Source organism: Acinetobacter sp. CS-2 (assembly GCF_016599715.1).
Classification (GTDB): domain Bacteria; phylum Pseudomonadota; class Gammaproteobacteria; order Pseudomonadales; family Moraxellaceae; genus Acinetobacter.
The window spans coordinates 2087771-2110289 of record NZ_CP067019.1 but is presented as its reverse complement, the minus strand read 5'-3'; the positions used below and the strand labels follow the sequence as shown (position 1 = coordinate 2110289).

Annotated in this window: 18 protein-coding genes; 11 read left to right on the top strand and 7 right to left on the bottom strand. The window is 41.7% G+C overall.

All coding sequences use genetic code 11. The annotated features are described in order from the left end of the window. Positions 1-71: 71 nt before the first annotated feature. Positions 72-1154, bottom strand: a complete 1083-nt coding sequence (locus tag JFY49_RS10415) for an OmpW/AlkL family protein (RefSeq protein ID WP_200222761.1) — start codon at positions 1152-1154, stop codon at positions 72-74. Between the two features lie 433 nt (positions 1155-1587). Between JFY49_RS10415 and JFY49_RS10410 the strand changes: the two genes are divergently transcribed. After that, entirely contained in the window at positions 1588-1767 is a 180-nt protein-coding gene (locus JFY49_RS10410; protein ID WP_166167129.1) for a hypothetical protein, read from the top strand. A 76-nt stretch (positions 1768-1843) separates the two neighbouring features. Here the strand turns inward: JFY49_RS10410 and JFY49_RS10405 are convergent, their stop codons facing one another. Together JFY49_RS10405 and JFY49_RS10400 are read right to left on the bottom strand one after the other, a co-directional pair. Then, a complete protein-coding gene (locus JFY49_RS10405) occupies positions 1844-3301 on the bottom strand; it encodes a sensor domain-containing diguanylate cyclase (protein WP_200222759.1) in 1458 nt (485 codons plus the stop codon). A gap of 195 nt (positions 3302-3496) precedes the next feature. Further along, a complete protein-coding gene (locus JFY49_RS10400) occupies positions 3497-4285 on the bottom strand; it encodes a hypothetical protein (protein ID WP_200224859.1) in 789 nt (262 codons plus the stop codon). Positions 4286-4467: 182 nt separating this feature from the next. Between JFY49_RS10400 and uvrB the strand changes: the two genes are divergently transcribed. The 5 genes from uvrB (at position 4468) to JFY49_RS10375 (ending at position 10622) form a co-directional block, all read left to right on the top strand. Beyond that, complete coding sequence (gene uvrB, locus JFY49_RS10395) at positions 4468-6492, top strand: excinuclease ABC subunit UvrB (protein ID WP_200222758.1); 2025 nt, start codon at positions 4468-4470, stop codon at positions 6490-6492. Between the two features lie 160 nt (positions 6493-6652). After that, on the top strand, positions 6653-7240 hold the full coding sequence (locus JFY49_RS10390) for a lipocalin family protein (RefSeq protein ID WP_200222757.1): 588 nt from the start codon (positions 6653-6655) through the stop codon (positions 7238-7240). A 147-nt stretch (positions 7241-7387) separates the two neighbouring features. Beyond that, positions 7388-8317, top strand: coding sequence for an EamA family transporter RarD (gene rarD / locus JFY49_RS10385; protein ID WP_200222756.1), 930 nt, complete (start codon positions 7388-7390; stop codon positions 8315-8317). 268 nt (positions 8318-8585) lie between these two features. Beyond that, complete coding sequence (locus JFY49_RS10380; protein ID WP_180044578.1) at positions 8586-10043, top strand: glyceraldehyde-3-phosphate dehydrogenase; 1458 nt, start codon at positions 8586-8588, stop codon at positions 10041-10043. Between the two features lie 204 nt (positions 10044-10247). Continuing rightward, a complete protein-coding gene (locus JFY49_RS10375; protein WP_200222755.1) occupies positions 10248-10622 on the top strand; it encodes a winged helix-turn-helix transcriptional regulator in 375 nt (124 codons plus the stop codon). A 227-nt stretch (positions 10623-10849) separates the two neighbouring features. Here JFY49_RS10375 and JFY49_RS10370 read toward each other — a convergent pair whose 3' ends face one another. Then, positions 10850-12043 carry an MFS transporter gene (locus JFY49_RS10370; RefSeq protein ID WP_200222754.1) on the bottom strand — a complete coding sequence of 398 codons (1194 nt, stop codon included), beginning with the start codon at positions 12041-12043 and terminating at the stop codon, positions 10850-10852. 269 nt (positions 12044-12312) lie between these two features. On the opposite strand from JFY49_RS10370, the gene cgtA reads away from it, so the two are divergent. Together cgtA and proB are read left to right on the top strand one after the other, a co-directional pair. Further along, on the top strand, positions 12313-13527 hold the full coding sequence (gene cgtA, locus JFY49_RS10365) for an Obg family GTPase CgtA (RefSeq protein WP_180044301.1): 1215 nt from the start codon (positions 12313-12315) through the stop codon (positions 13525-13527). Positions 13528-13556: 29 nt separating this feature from the next. Next, positions 13557-14690 carry a glutamate 5-kinase gene (gene proB / locus JFY49_RS10360; RefSeq protein ID WP_086196117.1) on the top strand — a complete coding sequence of 378 codons (1134 nt, stop codon included), beginning with the start codon at positions 13557-13559 and terminating at the stop codon, positions 14688-14690. Positions 14691-14732: 42 nt separating this feature from the next. Here the strand turns inward: proB and JFY49_RS10355 are convergent, their stop codons facing one another. From JFY49_RS10355 to JFY49_RS10345, 3 genes are all read right to left on the bottom strand, one after another. Next, positions 14733-15389, bottom strand: coding sequence for a hypothetical protein (locus JFY49_RS10355; RefSeq protein ID WP_200222747.1), 657 nt, complete (start codon positions 15387-15389; stop codon positions 14733-14735). Between the two features lie 137 nt (positions 15390-15526). Further along, positions 15527-15928, bottom strand: a complete 402-nt coding sequence (locus tag JFY49_RS10350) for a hypothetical protein (protein WP_180044298.1) — start codon at positions 15926-15928, stop codon at positions 15527-15529. Positions 15929-16652: 724 nt separating this feature from the next. Then, positions 16653-17357, bottom strand: coding sequence for an SIMPL domain-containing protein (locus tag JFY49_RS10345; protein ID WP_166167018.1), 705 nt, complete (start codon positions 17355-17357; stop codon positions 16653-16655). Positions 17358-17833: 476 nt separating this feature from the next. Between JFY49_RS10345 and JFY49_RS10340 the strand changes: the two genes are divergently transcribed. The 3 genes from JFY49_RS10340 (at position 17834) to JFY49_RS10330 (ending at position 22508) form a co-directional block, all read left to right on the top strand. Beyond that, positions 17834-19207, top strand: coding sequence for a diaminobutyrate--2-oxoglutarate transaminase (locus JFY49_RS10340; RefSeq protein WP_180044296.1), 1374 nt, complete (start codon positions 17834-17836; stop codon positions 19205-19207). 3 nt (positions 19208-19210) lie between these two features. Next, positions 19211-20743: a pyridoxal phosphate-dependent decarboxylase family protein gene (locus JFY49_RS10335; RefSeq protein ID WP_180082494.1), complete on the top strand. Its 1533-nt coding sequence runs from the start codon at positions 19211-19213 to the stop codon at positions 20741-20743. A gap of 739 nt (positions 20744-21482) precedes the next feature. Beyond that, positions 21483-22508 (top strand): substrate-binding domain-containing protein, encoded by a 1026-nt coding sequence (locus JFY49_RS10330; RefSeq protein WP_166167009.1) that lies wholly within the window; start codon positions 21483-21485, stop codon positions 22506-22508. The last annotated feature ends 11 nt before the right edge of the window (positions 22509-22519 follow it).

Sequence of the window (22519 nt, the reverse complement as noted above, 5' to 3'; positions counted from 1 at the left end):
AAAATTAAGTTATAGAAAGTTTTATAAAGATTAAAAAGACGACTTAAAGTCGTCTTTGGATTATTAAAAACTTAGAAACGCATACCGATCCCCGCATAAGCAAGTATCGGGTTGACTTCAATATCTGCTTTGGAGGTAATTAATGTACCTAATTGTTCATCAGCTACTGTAATCGTGGTTTCATTTTTCAGATGTGCATAAGACACTGAACCCACCGCAAACCAGCGCTCATTAAAATCATAGGTGAAACCGACAGTTGCAATTGGGGCAATAACATCCGTTGCTTCAAGGTTGACTTGAGGATTGGCTTTACTCGGTTTAGCTTCCAGTGAAGCTCCGGTATTGCCTTGTTTGATGTTGGCAATCATATGACCAGCTGCAATCAAGTCCTGTTCTGTACGCGGATTGATTTCCAGTTCATTGAAATAAGCATACATCAAACCTAAACCAACATAAGGGCGGAATTTATTGACTCCGGTTTTACCAAAGTGATACTGGAACTCAAAGGCCGGTGTCCAGGCACGAGCCGAGGCAGCAGGTCCATGAGCTTCTAAATCGGTAATAAAGATATTGTTTTGCAAATCAATATTGAGGAATTCTAAGGGCAAGTTACCAATTTGCGGTGTTGCTACAGCCGAGAAGGGTGCATAAATCTTTCCTTTACCCTGTAAGTCAACTTTGGGCGGAATACCGGCTTTGATTTCAAAGGAAAGGTTATCTGTAAAGAAGTAATTGGTCATGATCCCCAGTGTTGTGACATCATCGGCCTCTAGGCCTGTACCTGGGTTATCCCATTGTTCCAGCCCATAAATTTGTGAGCTGCCACTGAGTTCGCTTCCAAGCTGACCTCCGGTAAAAAAGCCCAAACCTCTTAAAACGGTGGCAAGTGCAGTCTGATTGACCTCCGGATCTAGGTTGTTTAATACAGTATCGACCTGAATATCGCCATTCTTGGCAACTTCACCATTTTTAACAGCTGTATTCACCTGAAAGGGCTGGGCTTTACCCTGCGGCATGACATGTAGGGCACCGACAGAAACAGAAAAGCGTTTAAAACCATCGCCATCTTTTAAGCTGAAATAATGTGAATCGGCATAGCTTACAGTGGGTAGGGCAGCAAGAGACGACATCATACAAAATAACGTTTTTTTCATTCAGGGACTCCATGTCCATTTTGCGATTATTCATTTTTTTTTGTTCACATTTCTTATTCTATATTTAGAGAAAAATCATTTTGTTACTCAAAAATATTAATCGAGTAGTATTCATGTAAAAAATTAACTGTTTTGTTTCAGGAACATGAAGAAAAATAATTTTATGTAAGCTGCTGTTTTTGCTAATGGATAAAGTTTTTGTAGGTTAATAACAGGCAGGAATTGAGATGATATTTATATATTTTTAATGCATTAATAGCGTTGATATAGGGGCTGATGTGGTCAATGCTGATGACGATGTAGTTAAAAACAGATCATCGCTGGCATAACTAAAGCAATTGACTCAAGTGATTGCACCATGAGCTAAAATCCTGTCTCGCACTGAGAAGCATTTTTCCGTACAATATGCTGCAGAAATCCTTGAGTGAATCATATGAGCACCCAAAATACGCCCAAGAAAAAAACCTTGGTTAATTTACCTTTCCCGATGAAAAAGGCAGATGAGAATTCTTCCGATGAAGTCTTGGAAGATTTACGCCCTAAACCGCAGCGCTATGCTGATCGTACCTGGATGCCACCACGTGGTACACGCCGTTCCATGGGCAAGCGTTAAGTTCTTCATATAAAAATAAAAAAGCTATGGTCTGACCATGGCTTTTTTATTGCCGTTAAACTGGGGTTTTGGATATTTAATTCGAGTCATAAAGTTGGTTTCGTCTATCATGGTTCTGATAGTAATTCTTTTTCTGGTGATACATCTCCAGGTCAGCACGCTTCAGCATATCTTCAATCCGTTCATGCGGCAAATTTGTCGCATGACCTATAGACAGGCTGATCGGCTGATTGGCATAAAATTGATTGTCCACCGACAAAAGTTCCTGCAGACTTTGCAGGCAGTTTTGTAAGGCAGCCTCATCTGCACCCGGTAAAAGGACTACAAACTCATCTCCGCCAATACGTGAGGCAGAATAGGGCGTATGCTGAATCAACTGGTTCAGGATGTTGCCTATACGCCGTAAGACACCGTCACCTGCATCATGTCCCTCGCTATCATTCAGTATTTTCAGTCCATTTAAATCTATAAAAATACACGAGATTGGATGTAATAAATTGCGTTCAAGCCGGTTCAGTTCTGCCACATAAAAAGAACGATTGTACAGTTGGGTGAGTACGTCGTGTTTGCCTAAATATTCAAGATAATGTTCAGCTTTTTTGCGCGCAGTAATATCAGTCAGGGCAACCTGTACAATGCTCCAGTCATCCAGATAATCCGGAAATACGGTAAATTGCAGCAGTACATGGCGAATGCTGCCATCAATTGCGTAATTGACTACTTCACGTTGATGATGCAGATGACCGTTCCACAGTTCAATCAATTGTTCCCGGAATGTTCGAACCATTTCCTCAGCAAAAACTTTATGAAGATTTTTTAATAAAATCTCTTTACTGGCTGCACCAAACAAATCGAGGGTGGCTTGATTGACATCAATGACTTTAATTTCCTTGATGCATTCAATGACAAACTCGCTATGCACATCCAGAAAGGTGGCAAAATCTTCAATGCCTAATTTACGTAATTGATCCAGTTTAATTTTAATACGGCTGAAATCTTCTATCCAAAGAGAGGTTGGAGAATAAGTAAAGCGTGCCTCTGCCAGATGGCGGCTTCGTTCTTCCTTACGGCAGGCTTCAGTATAAGAAGTGATGTCTTCGGTGGTAATTAATACCAGGGATAAATCCCGTTCATGTTGCGGCAGTACAATGCCTTTGAGCTGGATATCCAGGCGCTTTCCAGTCAAGGTGTAGTTTACCGCAGAATTGGAAAAACGGGTTTCACCATTCCACAACGCAACCAGTTCGTGGATATGGGTTTTTGCCATATCTTCTTTAAAGACTAATTGCAGGTTTTGCGATAGATGTTCAAAATCATTGGCCTGATAAAGTTCAAGGGTTTTAGAATTGACCTTTAATAATTTAATTTTTTTTGCGCATGCAAGAATACGTGATTCATCTTCTTGCAGGAAACTGAACAGATCTTGCACGCCCTGATCACGCCAAAGATCAAATTGTTTTTTGATTTCACTATAGTCTTCCAGCCACATGGCAACGGGAGAGAGTTCAAAAAAAGGGGAGTTCAGCATGTCCATTTAAGGCGCTCATTATTTTTTAGAATTTAAGTATCAAGTATATGATGTAAAAAATGATTTTAAAATAATATGATAAGTAAAATAATATGTATTTTTAATGAGTAGGGTATCTCAAAATAAAAAAAATTAGGTAGATAAAAAAAGCCAATTCTGGAACTGGCTTTCAAGATCGGTTTTATGAAATAGGATTAAAGCTTAGCGACTGGCTCTACGGGCCTTGTTTTCTGGCTTAGGCGCAGAAATTTCACGTTCACCTTGCCAGACATCCATAAAGTCTTTTTCGTTGATATTGTAGAGTTCAAGCAAACCCAGAATGACTCCGCCAAACATCATCGAACCTTCTGAATGGTCTTGCCAGTCAAAAATCTTGCCGTTTAACACATGCAAAATGTCTGAAATTTCAAAATTTCGGTCCCGGCCATTACTGTCGGTTGGGTACATTTGGGTATTAAGAATAATTCGGGCGGCACTTTTTTCATTTTCTGATAAATCTAAAGAGGCAGTAATATCTTCATCTGGGGAGGAGAAAATAACCTCATCGGTAAATACCGTTCTGAGAAAATGACGGGTCAGCTTGGGTAAGGCTCTTTCTACAAAAGGACGGAATGAAATGGGAAAAATCACATTATGTGAAATACCCTTAAACATTGGGGCAATTTCTTCGGTTTTATAGCCAGCAATGCCACAACCCACCGAGGTAATGAAATAGGTCATTTTCGGATGGTTTTTGGTATAAATCTTGAAATCATCAATATAGTGCTGAATTTGCGACAAGGGCATCTGTTGCAAATGCTCGTTCATGGTGGGAATGGCATAACTTTGACCTGACCAGCCACGTCCTACGCCTTGCATTGCGCCAAAGTATTGCAGGGCAGTACGCGCAGCCCCACCTGCATGGTTTCCTGCCATGTTGCTGCCAAAGACAAAAACGGTATCTTCCGGTAGATTTTTGACAATACTTTCGTCATGGTAATGGTAAGTCATAGGCTTTATTGTGATCATGAGGCTTTGTCTCATGTTGCTATTGAATGCACATGCGGTCAAGACAAAAATGTTGCAATTTTCTTTATATGAGTCCCTCGCTAAATATCAGGAGATTGATATTGAATGTTGAGCTTTAACCCTCATATCATTCAAACTGCATTAGTGTATAGAAGCTGAATAATATGTCGGATAGTCATCAACCTTTTGAATTAGTGACCAGCTATCAGCCTGCGGGGGATCAGCCACAAGCCATTGAAAAATTAGTCAAAGGTATTCAAAAAGGCTATCACGACCAGTTGTTGTTGGGGGTAACCGGTTCAGGTAAAACCTATACCATGGCCAATGTGATTTCCCAGTTACAGCGTCCCACCATCGTCATGGCACATAATAAAACCTTGGCTGCACAGCTGTATGGCGAGTTCAAGTCATTTTTCCCCAATAATGCGGTTGAATATTTTGTCAGCTATTACGACTATTATCAGCCTGAAGCGTATGTGCCATCTTCCGATACCTTTATTGAAAAAGACTCGGCGATTAATGATCATATAGACCAGATGCGCCTTTCAGCGACCCGGTCATTACTCGAACGCCGTGATGCCATCATTGTCGCGTCGGTGTCTGCTATTTATGGTCTGGGTGATCCGAATGCCTATATGAGCATGTTGCTGCATATTGTGCAGGGCGACCGGATCAGCCGTGATGACATTATTCGCCGTCTGGTAGAAATGCAATATAGCCGTAACGAACTGGAATTCTTGCGTGGTACTTACCGTATCCGTGGTGAAATTATTGATATTTTCCCGGCTGAATCAGATCAGGATGCCATCCGTATTGAACTGTTTGATGATGAAGTTGATTCGATTCGCTGGTTTGATCCCTTAACCGGAAAAATGGTGCGTAAAGTTCCACGCGTAACCATTTACCCTAAAAGTCATTATGTTACTCCGAAGGATAATTTACAGCGTGCTATTGGCACCATTCGTGAGGAACTTCAGGAGCGTTTAGGTTTCTTTAGGGCTAATGACAAATTACTGGAAGCACAGCGTATTGAACAGCGTACCCGCTATGACTTGGAAATGATGCAGCAGTTGGGTTATACCAACGGCATCGAAAACTATTCACGTCATTTGTCCGGCCGTCCGGCAGGCGAGGCACCACCGACCTTATTTGACTATATTCCCGATGATGCCTTGCTGATTATTGATGAATCGCATGTCACGGTGCCACAAATTGGTGCCATGTATAAAGGCGACCGCTCACGTAAGGAAAATCTGGTCAATTATGGTTTCCGTTTGCCGAGTGCGTTAGATAACCGTCCGATGCAGTTTGAAGAATGGGAACGTATTATTCCATCCACAATTTATGTCAGTGCAACGCCGGCCAAATATGAGCTGGAAAAAGCGCAGCAGATTGCCGAGCAGGTGGTTCGCCCAACCGGACTGGTCGATCCTGAAATTGAAATTCGCCCCGTGCTGACTCAGGTCGATGATGTGCTATCGGAAATCAATATCCGTAAGGAACTGGATGAACGTGTTCTGGTGACAACCTTGACCAAACGGATGGCAGAAGATTTAACCTCGTATTTAAAAGAATACGGGGTCAAAGTGGCTTATCTGCATTCCGATATTGATACCGTGGAGCGTACCAAGATTATCCATGAGCTGCGTAGCGGTGTACATGATGTGCTGGTCGGCATTAACCTGCTGCGGGAAGGTCTGGATATGCCGGAAGTGTCCCTTGTGGCCATTCTGGACGCCGATAAAGAAGGTTTCCTGCGTTCGGAGCGCTCACTGATTCAAACCATTGGTCGTGCTGCACGTAACGTGAACGGTAAAGCCATTCTGTATGCAGATCGCATTACCGACTCCATGCAAAAAGCCATGGATGAAACTGAGCGCCGCCGAGCCAAACAGATCGAGTTTAATGAGCTGCATGGCATTACACCGCGCAGCACCAAGCGTCAGAATAGTCAGGATATTGATACCGGTGAAGTACTGACTGATGACCAAATTGACGAGAAAATTTCGGATCAGGCGCGTGCCTTAAGTGCGGATGAGCGTCACATTTTGGCAGACCCTAAATTGCTGGCAAAACATTTGTCCAAACTGGAAAAAGAGATGCTCAAAGCTTCGAAAGAATTGCAGTTTGAACAGGCAGCGCGACTGCGTGATGAAATAGTTCGCCTGAAGGCACAGATGTTTAGCTAACTTTTTGATTTTTATTGCAAAATAATTAAGGTCTGTTGGCAATCCATATATGAAATGTCAACAGACCTTACATAACGCTACAGTATGCTTGGGTTGGAGTCGTTATTTTTAAATGTGTAAGCACTTAAAGAATTTAAAATTTTGACTGAAAGGTACTTTTATGACAGGCGATAATCTTCCAAAAGCGGGCTATAAACTGGCTAAAATTGCTGTCGGTGGAGCTGTATTGCTGGGTTTGGGTATGGCGACAATGGCATATGCGCAAACCAAGCCACTACAAACGGTGGAAAAGGTTGAGCTGGATAAATATCTGGGTGTCTGGTATGAAGTGGCTCGCAAGCCGCTGTATTTTCAAAACAAGTGTGATCGTGATGTCACCGCGACCTATACCCTGAACGAGAACGGCAATGTGGTTGTAGATAACCGCTGCTATACCAAAGAGGGTAACCTCGCCCAGTCGATTGGAGAGGCATTTATTGAAAATGCACCTTTTAATACCAAGTTAAAAGTCAGTTTCTTGCCTGAAGCGATTCGCTGGTTACCCTTTGGTCGAGGTGATTATTGGGTGCTTAAACTTGATGAAAATTATCAGACGGTATTAGTGGGGGAACCACGCCGCAAATACATGTGGGTATTGTCCCGTACTCCACAACCTGATCAGGCAGTCGTCAATGAATATTTGGAATATGCCAAGTCGTTGGGCTATGACGTGGGTGATGTGATTCATACCAAGCAGACGATCAGGTAACATACTGCATACTTTAACAAAAGTTCAAAACCATGCTTAGGCATGGTTTTTTATTTGTTAAGATAGCTCCGGTTTTAAAGTTGAATGATCCAGTATTTTGGATGGTTTCGTAAAGTCATGAAATGAAGAATCCCCTTGAGGTAAAAGATGTATAAAGGCTTGGCTTTGTCAGTATTGGCATCCGTTACTTTTGGGGTGTTGTATTTTTATACGCAATTTTTAAAACCTTTGGACAGCGAACAGACTTTTGCCTGGCGCATGCTGGCCACGCTACCGTTCCTAACCCTGTTTATGTGGTGGTCGTGTGATTTGCAGCATATTTCCCAGATTTTTAAGCGTATGGTTAAACAGCCTGTGTTCCTGATCTGGCTGATTTTTAGTTCCCTGCTTTGTACCACACAACTGTGGCTGTTTCTCTGGGGCCCCATTAATGGCCGTGGTCTGCAAGTTTCACTGGGGTATTTCCTGTTGCCTTTGGTGATGGTGCTGGTGGGTTGTGTGCTTTATAAGGAAAAACTGTCGAAATGGCAGTTGGCTGCCGTGATGTTGGCCATTTTAGGAGTAGGACACGAAATCTGGCGCATCGGCAGTATCGCCTGGGAAACGGTTTATGTTGCTTTGGCTTATCCCTTATATTTCTTTTTACGCCGGGTCTTTAAAACGGATCATTTGGGCGGTTTCTGGTGGGATTTATGCCTCATTTTGCCAGTGGCTTTTTACTTGGGCTTTATGCATAGCGATAGTCTGAGTTTAATGGCTCATTTTCCACATTTAATTATTGCCGTGATTGGCCTGGGTTTTTTAAGTGCGTTGGGACTGGGCAGTTATATGCTGGCCAGCCGTTATTTGCCCTTTGTGATTTTTGGATTGCTGAGTTATCTCGAGCCCGTGCTTTTGGCCTTTGCTTCTATTGTGTTGGGGGAACGGGTTGAGGCAGGAGAGTGGCTGACATATATTCCCATCTGGATTGCCGTTTTATTGCTGGTCATTGAAGGCACAATTCATATCATCAAACAAAAGCATAAACAGCGTGCATTGAATCAAAATGTGGAAAACTATCAGGATCGTTTGAAATAGACTGCATTCGGTAAACTGGGTAAAAACTCAGGTTGTGTGATTAAGCAACATTTAACAAAAAAGTATACTTTTACTTTTTAAATCGTTTTCTGATCTTTTAACAGTAAAATCATGAAAATAATTACAACTATTTTATAAATTTATAGTGAATATATCGTAAAAAGCACGTTGAACATTCAGCTTTTGATTCAAAGTTGCTGATAATTCCTTTACAATTGTCGGGTTTGAAATTTATGCCTAGATATACAATTAATTAGAGGACGTAGCTGTGAGCAAAGACACTATCATCGCCCTACATGCAGAGCACCAAGGTCGCTGGAAAAACCGTGAAGAAATCGCGGAACGTATGATTGCCCTGATTGGTCAACTATATCGTGAAAAAAATATCGTGACTTCTGTATACGGTCGTTCTTTAGTTAACCGTTCAGTAATCCAGATTTTAAAAGCGCATCGCCGTACACGTGTTATGGATGTTGAGCTTTCTGTGGTTCACACTTTCCCGATTTTAGAAGCTTTAGCTAAAATTGAAAATATTGGTTCAGCAGAAATTGATCTAGGTAAACTTGCTGTTGAATTCAAGGAAAAAGGCGGTGATGTAGACGCTTTTGTTGCTGAAGCAGTGAAATCTTTAGCAGGTAATGCGAAGGTTGTAGAAGGCAAAGATGTTGTTCTTTACGGTTTTGGTCGTATCGGTCGTATTCTTGCGCGTTTAATCATTGGCCAATCAGGTTTGGGTCGTGGTTTAAATCTTAAAGCAATCGTGGTGCGTAAATCATCTGATGGTGATTTGGAAAAACGTGCTTCATTGCTGCGTCGCGACTCTATCCATGGTCCGTTCCAAGGCACAATTTCAGTTGATGAAGAAAACGAAGCCATTATTGCAAACGGTAACTTCATCAAAGTGATCTATGCATCTAGCCCATCTGAAGTGGACTACACTGCTTACGGTATTAACAATGCACTGGTGATTGATAACACTGGTAAATGGCGTGATGCTGAAGGTCTTGCTCAACATCTTCAATGCCCAGGCGCTGCACGCGTAATCTTGACTGCACCAGGTAAAGGTGACATGAAGAACGTTGTATACGGTGTGAACCAAGCCGACATTCTTGATGAAGATACCATTATCTCTGCTGCAAGCTGTACCACTAACGCCATCACGCCAACACTTAAAGTGTTAGAAGACAAATACAAAGTGCTGAATGGTCACGTTGAAACAGTTCACTCGTTCACTAACGACCAGAACCTGATCGACAATTACCATAAAGCTGACCGTCGTGGCCGTGCTGCAACATTGAACATGGTTATTACGGAAACAGGTGCTGCTAAAGCGGTTGCTAAAGCATTACCTGCGCTTAAAGGCAAGTTGACTGGTAACTCTGTACGCGTTCCTACACCAAATGTTTCATTGGCTATTCTTAACTTGACCCTTGAGAAAGAAGTAGATCGTGAAGAAGTGAACGAATACATTCGTCAAATCTCAATCAACTCAAACCTTCAAGGTCAAATCGGTTATACCAACTCAACTGAAGTGGTATCTTCTGACTTTATCGGTTCACGTACTGCAGGTGTATTTGATGCGCAAGCAACAATCACTTCAGGCAACCGTTTAACTTGCTATGTTTGGTACGATAACGAAGTGGGTTATAGCTGCCAGGTATTACGTATCGCAGAACAGATGGGCGGCGTAAGCTACCCAAAAATTCCTGCTGAAACAAATGCATAATTTGTTAAAGTAGTAAAAGGGAGTCTCTATAGAGGCTCCTTTTTTATGCCGTTATTTTAAGCTCATGCTATAAGCAGAAATTTTTACTGAATTTAATTAAAAAATGATACTTGTAGCCGAAATTCTAATCTGATAGCTTACAAATGGTAAGTACATTAAAAATAGTAAGTAAAAGATAAAAATATACAGATGGAGAGAGCTTGAATGAGTAAATATGCGATCAGTCCTTTGTTGGGGCAGGTGTTATCGAATGAATGTCCATCACGGGAAATATTGGAACATCTCGCGAACAAATGGTCGGTATTGGTTCTACGTTGTTTAAGTGAGGGGGTGCATCGTTTTAGTGAGCTGAAACAGCGCATTGAAGGGGTGAGTGAAAAAATGCTGTCACAAACGCTAAAAATGCTGGAACAGGATGGTTTTATTTTACGTACCGTCTATCCGGTGGTGCCACCCAAAGTGGAATATCAGCTGACCATTTTAGGCTCGCAAGCCGCAGAAAAAATGAATTACTTGATTGACTGGGTAGAGCGGAGTTTGCCTGAGATTTTGGAAAATAAAGACCGTATTGCTAAATAAGAATTAAATTGTCTTTGTGGGTAGTCATTAGCTGGAAAGGCCGGAAATCTGGTGGTGACTTTACTGGTAAGGTATCGGACTTTGGTTATGGTCTGTAGAAATTTTTCTATATTGATTCAAAGGCTTATCAGGAAGAGATTCACAGGATAAATGTTTATCCATTTTAGGGATTAAGTCTTATAAAGTTTTAAAGGAATAAACCTTGTGGTCTATTCCTTGTGCTGAATTTAAACCTTTTTCATTTGGCTAAAATCAAAACGGTCAATCAGCAAAATTCCAATCGAGAAGACCAGACCGAGTGCAACACAGCCAATCCACCCAAAGTGTTCCCATGCATATACTGCACCCAGCGAACCCAAAGCTGCACCCGAAAAATAGATGGTCATATAGACTGCATTAATTCGTGAGCGTGCTTTTAGGTCAATCCGGTAAACCAGATTTTGGTTTAGGACATGAAAGGCGGTGAGACCAAAATAACTCATCAAAACCCCAATTGCGTAAACCCAAATATTCTGCTGGGCAAAGAACAGGGGAATACATGAAAACAGCATCAGAAAAATACACAGTTTTGCGACCAGATTTTCCTTGCCTTGCCCCACAGTTTTGCCCGACCAGCTCGATGAATAAATCCCGATAACACCGAGCAAGCCAAACAGGCCAATTTCAAAATCACTAAAGTAGTAAGGCGCATTGCCTAGGACAAAGGTCATCGAGGTAAAGACCATCGACAAGATACCAAAGCCCAAAGCACCGGCACAGGCACGACGGATTAAATGTGGATTGTTTCGGGCAAGTGTAAACAATGAACGGTAAATACTGCTGATGGTTAAGCCAGTTTGAGGTTGAGTATTCGGTAATTTTTTCCACATCACAACAGCAAACAGCAGGGTGATCACGCCACTGGATAAATACACAGCTTCCCAGGACCAGTATGTTGAGACAAAACCAGCAAAGGTCCGTGACAGGATAATCCCCATCACCAAACCGCTCATGAGTTTTCCAACCGTTGCAGCACTGGATTCGGGTGGACTAATTGTTGAGGCAAAAGGAATCAAAACCTGAGCGGAAATTGCCCCAAAGGTAGCACACAGGGTGAAAAGATATAAGGTGCTAAGGGTGGTGCTCAATGACAGCAGAATTTGCGAGATGGCAGCAAATACCATCAAACTGACCACAAGTTTACGTTTATTCAGGAAGTCGCCTAAAGGCACCAACAGCATTAAGCCAAGTACATAACCAATTTGGGCAAGCACGACGGTTAAGCCAGCCTGACTGGTGTTAATTCTCAAACTCTTTTCAATCGAATAAATCAGCGGCTGATTAAAATAAGCCGAACCTGCACATAAACCGCAGGCGATTGCCATAAGCAATACAAATTGTGATGACAAAGGGCTGACAGTTTCAGGTTTTGGCAAAGACATGATCAGGACTCAAACAACGCTGCATGCACTATAAGGAGAGTTGTTCAGATTCTGAAATAAGTAAAATCAATCATGTGATCATTAATTTATATCAACGGTTGGAAAATAATTGCTTGGCAAAAAGATCGGACAACATCAGCTTTTTGATTGATGTTTATAAAATAAAACTAAATTCAGTCATCTTCATGGAGTGCTGAATAAATATATTCGAGAAATTCTTTAAAATATGGCAGAATATGGGGTTTTAAAGTTTTTAGAGGATTGGCAGCATGCGCTTTGTTGATGAAGCAGTCATTACCGTAGAGGCTGGCGACGGTGGCAATGGCGTAGCCAGTTTTCGCCGTGAAAAGTTCGTACCATTTGGTGGTCCAGATGGTGGTGACGGTGGCCGTGGCGGTAGTATTTATATTCAGGCCGACGATGACACCAGCACCCTAGTAGATTATCGTTATACACGTAAATTTCGTGCAGAACGTGCAAAAAATGGTCGCGGTGCAAACTGTGCAGGCCGCGGCGGTGAAGACACCGTATTACTGGTTCCGGTTGGAACTACCATTGTAGATACAGAATCTGGCGATATCATCGGTGACCTGGTCGCTGATGGTCAGCGTGTATTGGTTGCAGCAGGCGGTGAAGGTGGTTTAGGGAATACTCACTTCAAATCTTCTACCAACCGTTCACCACGTAAATGTACTCACGGCGCCAAAGGTGAATTCCGTGAAGTGCGTCTAGAACTTAAAGTATTGGCGGATGTTGGCTTGCTTGGGATGCCTAACGCAGGTAAATCGACCTTTATTCGTGCGGTTTCTGCTGCAAAACCAAAAGTTGCAGACTATCCATTTACCACCATGGTGCCGAATCTGGGCGTGGTTGATGCTGACCGTCACCGTTCATTTGTGATGGCCGATATTCCCGGACTGATTGAAGGTGCATCTGAAGGTGCGGGTCTGGGTATTCGTTTCCTTAAGCATTTGGCCCGTACCCGTATTTTGTTGCACATTGTTGATGTACAACCGATTGACGGCTCAGATCCGGCACACAATGCCAAAGCAATTTTGAATGAGTTAAAAAAATTCTCTCCAACACTTGCTAAATTACCAGTGGTACTGGTGCTGAACAAGGTTGACCAACTTGACGAAGATACGCGTGAAGAATGGTGTAAGCATCTTCTTGAGGAAATGCAATGGGCAGGTCCGGTATTCAAAACTTCAGGCCTCATGTCTGAAGGGACTAAAGAAGTTGTGTATTACCTCATGGATGAAATCGAGAAACAACGTGAACTCGAAGCTGAAGATCCAGAATACGCAGCACAATTAAAAGCGTTCCGTGACCAGCTTGAAGCTGAAACACGTGAACAAACCATCGCAGCGAAAGAAGCGTATCGTGAGATGCGTCGTCAACAGCGTCTTGCCGGTATTTTAGGTGATGACGATGATGATGAAGACGGTGATGATGGTGAAATGGAAGTGTACTACGTACGTTAAGCTCTGCAATAAGAGTAACTGAGGACAAGATGATAGAAGTGGTAGATGGGCAACGTCAGCTCAAGGCTTGTAAACGAATCGTTGTTAAAATCGGATCATCTTTACTCACAGCAAACGGAACAGGGTTAGATCTGGATGCAATTTCGCATTGGGCGAAACAGATTGCAGATCTGCACAATGCAGGACATGAGATTATTCTGGTGTCTTCCGGTGCTGTGGCTGAAGGTATGGTGCGAATGAAACTTGAGAATCGACCCACCGATCTACCCAGTCTTCAGGCTTGTGCTGCCATAGGTCAAATGGGGCTGATTCAAACCTGGTCGAGTGTTCTGGAAAATCATTCCATTCAAACGGCGCAGGTTTTATTGACTCACGATGACCTGGCAGACCGCCGTCGCTATCTCAATTCATGTGATGCCTTACAGAACCTGATTGACTGGCGTGTGATTCCGGTGATCAATGAAAATGACACGGTATCGACTGATGAAATCCGCTTTGGTGATAATGATACCTTGGCCGCTATGGTGGCAGGTCAGGTGCATGCAGATTTGCTGATTATCCTGACCGATCAGCAAGGCATGTTTGACTCCGACCCACGTTCTAATCCGAATGCCAAACTGTTCCATACCGTGCGTGCTTTGGATGAAAGCCTGTTTGATATGGCCGGTGGTGGCGGTAAATTTGGTCGTGGCGGTATGCTGACCAAAGTCCGTGCTGCGCGTCTGGCGGCAAAATCAGGTTGTCCAACCCTGATTGCCAGCGGTGAAAGTGACAATGTCTTGGCGCGTTTAATGTCGGGTGAGTTGTTAGGAACCTTGTTTATCACGGATAATGACCGTATTACCGCACATCAGCAATGGTTGGCGGCACATCTACAAACGGCTGGTCGTTTGGTTCTTGATGATGGTGCAGTAAAAGCGATTAAAGACAATCACCGCAGCTTGTTACCTGTAGGGGTAAAAGCGGTGGAAGGTCACTTTGAGCGTGGTGATGTGGTGGAGTGTGTAGACCAAGAGGGTCATCGCATTGCTGTTGGTCGCGTCAACTTCAGTTCGCGTTCTGCGGAAATTGTCAAAGGCTTGGCCTCTGATAAAGTGCATCAGGTGTTAGGTGAAGCACGTTCGCTAGAGATGATCCATCGCAATCATATGGCGATTTACTAAGTTTTATAGATTCAAAAAAATCCCGCTTTAAAGCGGGATTTTTTATGAATTAGAAGTAGCGATTTCAATAGCGATTCTTTTTTTCTTGCGATGAATATCTAAATACGCTTGTTGCGGATTTTGTGGACGTAAAAATGTAAGAGCACTTTTGTTCATTATACTTGAACGTTTAGGTACTGCTGTTGCTATGTCTAGCTTAGATGCCAATAGGTTAGATGATTTAGATTCGTTACTCAAGGCTGCCCATAATTTAGCTGTCCCTATTTTAGCCAAAGCTGCTTGTGCTTTTTTGGCAGCTCGCCGTTCTGTTTCTTCATCATGTAAACGTAAACGAATCAGGGCAATCGTCGCGACAATTTTGGATATTTTTGTTTTATTGGGTGAAGTAAACCCCCATAACACCCATGTTGCAATCGCTGCCCACCCGACTGGGCCAAGCACAATACCTAATAAGGTCGATGCACCGGTAAAGACTCCAAATCCGAACACACCTAAACCAATCTTGGAGAGAAAAATGCTCATCAGCATATAGGTAGTAAATCCGCCTATTTCACCCAAAACAATGAGACCTGCAACACCACGCGCTAATTTTTTATTTGTTAAACCTTTTTCTAGGGCAATGTTCTGAACAGCCTGATCAAACTGCTGTTTTTCTATATCGCTCATCTTGCTATAGCTGATATCAAGTAGCTTATACACAATCTGCTCTTCAATGGTTCTAGCATGTTTGTTTAGGAAGATTTCTAATGTGCGTTTTACCTGAGGTAAATAGGTTTGATATTTTTCAGGGGTTTTTCTAAGCTCTGTTTTGGTCTGGATTTTTTCTCGGAATCCTTCTATGTCATTGCTAAACTTGATATTATTTTTTTTAAATAAATCTGAAGTGCGAATTCTTGAATATGGTCATCATAGCACTCTGATTTATCGTAGTGCTCTATTTGCTCATAACGGGTAAAAGGCTTTTTCTTTAAAATGGTCTTGGCGACATCATCCAGCATATCAAGATAACTATTGCCTTGACCTCGACAGACATTTGCAAAGGAGTTACCACCCGAGCAGGTGATTTCATCAAAAAGTTTATCGACATGCAGGGGGTGAGTATAAGAATAAGGAGCTTTATCACGATCGTTCATGACAATTCGGGTGAGTTGTAATTTTTCTTCGTCAGTGGCCTGTTCTAATAGCTTATATAAAAGATGATTCGATAAGAATTTGTCATCTAGGATCGCTTGATTCACGTTTAACCCCAATATACTGGCCATATTGAAATAGCCTGTTTATTTTATGATGCTGATGCTATGTGTTTGAGATCAAACAAAATGATCTGCTTAATGAATATAATAAAAATCCACTAATTTGGCGAACACTTCTGTATGCAATATTCACATCATCCAAAATTGAAAGCTTTTCCTGAATGTATGAAATTAGCTTTTCAATATGTATCATCACAGGAGACACGTGTTCAGGCACGTTAAGAATGCTAAGCAAATCAAGATTTAAACTTTGATGGACATGCAAGAGTCGGAAGGGATGAAAGCAGAGGAATGTTATATATTTTACAAGAAAATAGACTGAAACTCTTAAAAAAATTGTCATTATATTGTTGTAAATCGCCTCTTTAGTTCATTAAAAAACCGTGTATTTACACGGTTTTTATTTAAATCCTCATTAGAGAACTTGCATAAGCCAAAAATATTCAATATTTGATTTTTAAAATCAGCATTGCCTCATTTAATTGTCTAAATATTTATACCTTTGCGTAGGCATTAGCTCTACTTTTGAAAGGTCAAAAGTAGACAAAAACCTTTTGTTTCCCATACACGACATCCTTGTCGTGATGGGAAACGTGTGGCATCCATGCCACACTCATGACTCCAATATTTGCTAAAGCCTATTTTTGATTTTGGCTTTAAGAACGACTTGTGGTAATTGAAAAGTGATTTATGAAAGAAGTCTATTTAATTATTTAAACTGAATTGAACCATTGGCATTAACGGTAATTTTTGATTCACCGGCCTCAACATTTTGTGCATCAGCGGCCTCAGCACCTGCAAATTTCGCCATATTGGCACGCATCATTACCGGTTGAGGGTAATAGTTATTGGTATTCAGGTTGAGGTTAACCAATTGATAGCCTGATTTATTCCATGCCGAAGTCAACATTTGTGCGCGTTGCTGAAAGTTTTTCGATGCTTCCACCATCAATTCATTTTCCACTTTTTTACGTTGTGCATCGGAAACGGTAAAGTTGATCGACTGGGTTTGGAAGTTTTGTTGTAATTCGCTGATTAACTGGCTGACGGCTTTAAAATCGGTACTTTTTAGGCGAATTTCAGCTCGGCCACGCCATTCTTTCAATTTCTGGCTGTCATTGTCATACACCGGATAAGTGCTCTGTGTACCCGTTTCAACTTTCACTTGCGGGTATTTTTTCGACGCTGCTATGGCCTGGTTCATGAGTTGTGTAATGAGGGCTGAAAGTTCAGCTGGCTGCTTCTTGCTTCTTTCAATATATAAAACCGCATACATTTCATCATTGGAAATCTGGCGAGTGGCTTCAGCCTGGACATTGACTAAATTATAATTCAGCTGCTCTGTTGGCTGCGCAAAGGTAGCTGTTGAAAGTAGGCTAGTAAGTACCAGAGAAGAGAGAGTTAAATATCGCATTATTTTTACCTATTTTTTGTAAAGAAAAGTTCAGCCTTTAATAAACATGGTATCGCTACTTCATGAGGATTTTTTGTAGACTTTGTGTCAAGATTGTAAATGGTTTGATCAATCTTATAAAAAATGGCTTGCAAATAAAATATTTAAAAATTAATTACTTAACTTGATTTAACTTGAACGGTTACGTTCATTTAATCTGTTGCATAAAAAAAGTATAAAAATAAGGTTTTCTTTAGTCTGTCACACTGTAAGATGATAATTCAATCTAAGAATTGGCTTGATATATTTTTTTGATCGGTTTTGGGCAGATAAAGTCATAAAACTTGTTTATTTTATTGAAAAATTCTGTATCATCCGCCGTTTAGTTATGATGTATAAATCAAGTCGTCAAACTAGATTCTATAAAGCACCGAGTCAAAGGACCACAAGTCACCCGACTTATTTCTTTCAACCCATATCAGAGATGGTAATTCGATATGAGCGTTTCTTCTGTAAATCCTGCCACTAAGTCTACTAACGAATACTATTTGACTCGCCAAAGCCAGATGGAATCCAATGTTCGTAGCTATCCACGTAAATTGCCGTTAGCGATAGCAAAAGCCTTAGGTTGTTGGGTTACTGATGTTGAAGGTACAGAGTACCTCGATTGTTTAGCTGGGGCAGGAACATTGGCTTTAGGCCATAATCATCCTGCGGTAATTCAAAGTATCCAAGATACGCTTGCAAGCGGTCTTCCATTACATACTTTAGATTTAACGACACCTTTAAAAGATGCATTTACTGAAGCATTACTCGAACAACTCCCTGGTGGGAAGGAAGAGTATTGCCTACAGTTCTGTGGTCCGTCTGGTGCAGACGGTACAGAAGCAGCAATTAAATTAGCAAAAACTTATACCGGTCGTAGCTCAGTGATCAGCTTCTCAGGTGGCTATCACGGTATGACACACGGTTCTTTGGCAATGACAGGTAACCTGTCTGCGAAGAATGCAGTCAATGGCTTGATGCCAGGCGTACAGTTTATGCCATATCCGCATGAATACCGTTGCCCATTAGGCATTGGCGGTGAAGCGGGTGTTGATGCCTTGACTTATTATTTCGAAAACTTCATTGAAGATGTAGAAAGCGGTGTAACCAAGCCAGCAGCTGTGATTCTTGAAGCGATTCAAGGTGAAGGCGGTGTGGTGACTGCACCGGTTAAATGGTTGAAGAAAATCCGTGAAGTGACTGAAAAACACAATATCGTGTTGATTCTTGATGAAGTTCAAGCAGGCTTTGGACGTTCAGGCAAAATGTTTGCCTTTGAACATGCGGGTATTGAACCTGACGTAGTGGTGATGTCTAAAGCTGTAGGTGGTAGCTTGCCACTTGCAGTACTGGGTATTAAACGCAAGTTTGATGCTTGGCAGCCAGCAGGTCACACCGGTACTTTCCGTGGTAACCAGTTGGCGATGGGTACAGGTCTTGCGACTATCAAAACCATCAAAGAACAAAATCTTGCACAAAATGCGCAAGAACGTGGCGATTTCTTACAAGCTGAATTGAAAAAATTAGCAGTGGAATTCCCATGTCTCGGTAACGTACGTGGCCGTGGTTTGATGATCGGTATTGAAATCGTTGACGAACGCCAAAAAGCAGATCATATGGGTTCATTCCCTGGTGATTCTCAATTGGCTGCTGCAATCCAGGCTGCATGTTTCGATAACAAACTGTTGTTAGAAAAAGGTGGTCGTAACGGTACTGTGATTCGTTTACTTTGCCCGCTTATCATCACCCAAGAGGAATGTGTTGAAGTGATTGCCCGCTTTAAGAAAGCAATTGCTGAAGCGCTTGTTGCTGTTCGAGGTGCATAAGGCATGGTAGATTTTGCAGAACACCGTAAAGCGTTATTCTGCAATGATGCAGGTTCTATTGCTGACTATCAGTCAGCAATGGACGAAGCGGTAAAAGCCGTTTCTGCATGGTTGCAAAACGACAAAATGTACACTGGCGGCAGCATTAAAGAGCTACGCAGTGCGATTGCATTTCATCCTTCAAAAGAAGGCATGGGGCTACACAAATCTCTTGAACGTATGGTTGAGCTTTTCTTAAATAAAAGCCTGAAAGTTCATCATCCGCACTCGTTAGCACATTTGCATTGCCCGACCATGGTGGCAAGCCAGATTGCAGAAGTATTGATTAATGCAACCAACCAGTCTATGGACTCATGGGATCAAAGCCCGGCCGGTTCATTGATGGAAGTGCAGTTGATTGACTGGCTGCGTCAAAAAGTCGGCTATGGTTCAGGTCAGGCAGGTGTATTCACCTCTGGCGGTACCCAGTCGAACCTGATGGGTGTACTGCTTGCGCGTGATGCCTGCATCGCGAAAAACTGGAAAGACGAAAACGGCAATCCGTGGTCAGTTCAGCGCGATGGTATTCCTGCTGATGCGATGCGTAATGTCAAGGTCATCTGTTCTGAAAATGCACACTTCTCTGTGCAAAAGAATATGGCGATGATGGGCATGGGCTTCCAGTCTGTAGTCACTGTTCCTGTAAATGAAAATGCACAGATGGATGTAGATGCACTGGAAAAAACCATGGCGCATCTTCAGGCTGAAGGCAAGATTGTGGCTTGCGTAGTTGCAACTGCAGGTACGACTGATGCCGGTGCGATTGATCCATTAAAACAGATTCGTGAAATCACTAACAAATATGGCGCGTGGATGCACATTGATGCAGCTTGGGGTGGTGCACTGATTCTGTCTAATGACTATCGTTCTATGCTCGATGGTATTGAGTTGTCTGATTCCGTGACACTCGATTTCCATAAGCATTATTTCCAGACCATTTCGTGTGGCGCGTTCTTGTTAAAAGACGAAGCCAACTACCGTTTCATGCATTATGAGGCTGAGTACTTGAACTCTGCTTATGATGAAGAACATGGCGTGCCGAACCTGGTGTCCAAGTCATTGCAAACGACTCGTCGCTTTGATGCGTTGAAATTGTGGATGACGGTTGAAGCATTGGGTGAAGAGCTTTATGGTTCTATGATCGATCATGGCGTGAAACTGACCCGTGATGTTGCTGATTATATTAAAGCGACTGATGGTCTAGAGCTTCTGGTTGAACCGCAATTTGCTTCTGTATTGTTCCGTGTAGTGCCAGCAGGCTATCCTGCTGAATTGTTAGATACATTGAACCAGAACGTTGCGGATGAACTGTTTGCCCGTGGTGAAGCGAATATTGGTGTGACTAAAGTGGGTGATGTTCAATCCTTGAAGATGACTACACTTAGTCCAGTTGCGACTTTAGATAACGTGAAGAACCTGCTTGGCCTTGTGCTTGCAGAGGCTGATCGTATCAAAGGTCCAATCGCGGACGGTACATATACACCGGCAATTGATTAATTGATTGTCTGTGTGAAAGGAGGAGACCATACGGTCTCCTTTTTTTTGTGTTTAAGATTGTACAACCTCATTTGATTTATGAGGTATCAATATTGATCTGATTGGAAGAGATGTGGTTGAAAAGTTTTGCTTTAAATTCAAGCTGTAAATTACAGACAAAAACCTTTTACAGACCAGTATTCTGCAAGCAAGTTGCAGTCATGTTCTTTAAAGACCATGTGAGCGGATCAATCATGATTAAAATTTTTAATTGTTTTACTGTGTATGGTCATATCACTGTCATTATTTATTTTTGACTATATGACAAAATCATGTTGTATGAATTTCAGAGATTTGGACAAGTGGTGGTAAAAATTAGAGTAGTGTAACTTTGAGAGGGGAAAGTGAAAGCCTGATACAGATAGAAAAGAAATCCAGAAACAGAACATTTTTATGGTCTGTACATAGAATAAACACCCTGCAAGTAGAAACAGAAGGCATGAGAAAATGACAGATTTAAGAAATATTACAAATTCGTACTCAAAAACAATGTTTGAATAATATTTTTGATTGGTTTTTAGTTATTGAATTTAAAAGATATTTTTAAAAATCCTACAAAAGAAATGAATTATCATAAAAGCGTCACAAAGCTGTAACTTGATTGTCATATTCTAAAATCAAAATGCAATCATCGAAATAAGTACAAAACTTTATAAAAAGTAGCGTACTTCAAAATTGCATCTATTGAAGAGAGAAAAGAATGCGCTTAAACCACATCGCACTTGCTTTAGCACTTTCAGGGGCAGCTGTAGCAACAACCGCAAATGCAGCTCGTGACACCATCCAGATTGCTGGTTCTTCAACTGTTTTGCCATATGCAAGTATTGTAGCAGAAGAATTTGGTAATACTTTCCCGCAATTTAAAGCACCGGTTGTTGGTTCTGGTGGTACATCTGGCGGTTTAAAACAATTCTGTCAGGGTGTAGGTGACAATACCATCGACATCGCCAATGCATCTCGTAAAATCAAAGATACTGAATTGGCTGCATGTAAAAAAGCTGGCGTAAACCAAGTAATCGAAGTTAAAGTAGGTTATGACGGTATTGTATTCGCATCTAACTCAAAGAAAGCAGCTTATAAATTACGTCCACAACATGTATTTGCTGCACTGGCTGCACAGTTGCCTTCACAAGGCAAATTGGTTCCAAACCCGTATACACGCTGGAATCAAATTGACAAAGCACTTCCAAATGAACCAATTACATTGGTAATTCCAGCTTCTAACCATGGTACACGTGAAGTGTTCCAGGAAAAAATGGTTGAAGCAGGTTGTGAATCTTACGCATACTTCAAAAACTTAGACAAAGATGCTCAGAAGAAAGCATGTTCAAATTTCCGTAAAGACGGAAAAGTCATTGAAATTTCTGGCGATTATACTGAAACACTTGCACGTTTAAAAACTTCTCCAAGTGCAGTAGGTGTGTTTGGTTTAGGTTTCTATGACCAAAACCGTGACAAATTACGTGTAGCTACAGTGAACAATGTGACCCCATCAGAGAAAACTATTCTAAATGGTTCTTACCCGGTATCACGTCCATTGTACTTCTACGTAAAAGGTGAGCACCTTAAATCAATCAAAGGCTTACAACAGTATTCTGAGTACTTCCTGAATAAGAAAGTTTCAGGTAAAGGCTCTAAACTGGAAAAAGCTGGTCTGATTTCTATGTCAGACAAAGAACGTGCCAAAGTTCTTGCAAATTTGAAAGCCGGTAAAGCGGTTAAGTAATTAGGATAAAT

What these genes read in the sequence shown, in the direction of transcription:
- JFY49_RS10415 (WP_200222761.1), bottom strand. Translation starts at nt 1,154, where the DNA reads ATGAAAAAAACGTTATTTTGTATGATGTCGTCTCTTGCTGCCCTACCC.
- JFY49_RS10410 (WP_166167129.1), top strand. Translation starts at nt 1,588, where the DNA reads ATGAGCACCCAAAATACGCCCAAGAAAAAAACCTTGGTTAATTTACCT.
- JFY49_RS10405 (WP_200222759.1), bottom strand. Translation starts at nt 3,301, where the DNA reads ATGGACATGCTGAACTCCCCTTTTTTTGAACTCTCTCCCGTTGCCATG.
- JFY49_RS10400 (WP_200224859.1), bottom strand. Translation starts at nt 4,285, where the DNA reads ATGACTTACCATTACCATGACGAAAGTATTGTCAAAAATCTACCGGAA.
- uvrB (WP_200222758.1), top strand. Translation starts at nt 4,468, where the DNA reads ATGTCGGATAGTCATCAACCTTTTGAATTAGTGACCAGCTATCAGCCT.
- JFY49_RS10390 (WP_200222757.1), top strand. Translation starts at nt 6,653, where the DNA reads ATGACAGGCGATAATCTTCCAAAAGCGGGCTATAAACTGGCTAAAATT.
- rarD (WP_200222756.1), top strand. Translation starts at nt 7,388, where the DNA reads ATGTATAAAGGCTTGGCTTTGTCAGTATTGGCATCCGTTACTTTTGGG.
- JFY49_RS10375 (WP_200222755.1), top strand. Translation starts at nt 10,248, where the DNA reads ATGAGTAAATATGCGATCAGTCCTTTGTTGGGGCAGGTGTTATCGAAT.
- JFY49_RS10370 (WP_200222754.1), bottom strand. Translation starts at nt 12,043, where the DNA reads ATGTCTTTGCCAAAACCTGAAACTGTCAGCCCTTTGTCATCACAATTT.
- cgtA (WP_180044301.1), top strand. Translation starts at nt 12,313, where the DNA reads ATGCGCTTTGTTGATGAAGCAGTCATTACCGTAGAGGCTGGCGACGGT.
- proB (WP_086196117.1), top strand. Translation starts at nt 13,557, where the DNA reads ATGATAGAAGTGGTAGATGGGCAACGTCAGCTCAAGGCTTGTAAACGA.
- JFY49_RS10345 (WP_166167018.1), bottom strand. Translation starts at nt 17,357, where the DNA reads ATGCGATATTTAACTCTCTCTTCTCTGGTACTTACTAGCCTACTTTCA.
- JFY49_RS10340 (WP_180044296.1), top strand. Translation starts at nt 17,834, where the DNA reads ATGAGCGTTTCTTCTGTAAATCCTGCCACTAAGTCTACTAACGAATAC.
- JFY49_RS10335 (WP_180082494.1), top strand. Translation starts at nt 19,211, where the DNA reads ATGGTAGATTTTGCAGAACACCGTAAAGCGTTATTCTGCAATGATGCA.
- JFY49_RS10330 (WP_166167009.1), top strand. Translation starts at nt 21,483, where the DNA reads ATGCGCTTAAACCACATCGCACTTGCTTTAGCACTTTCAGGGGCAGCT.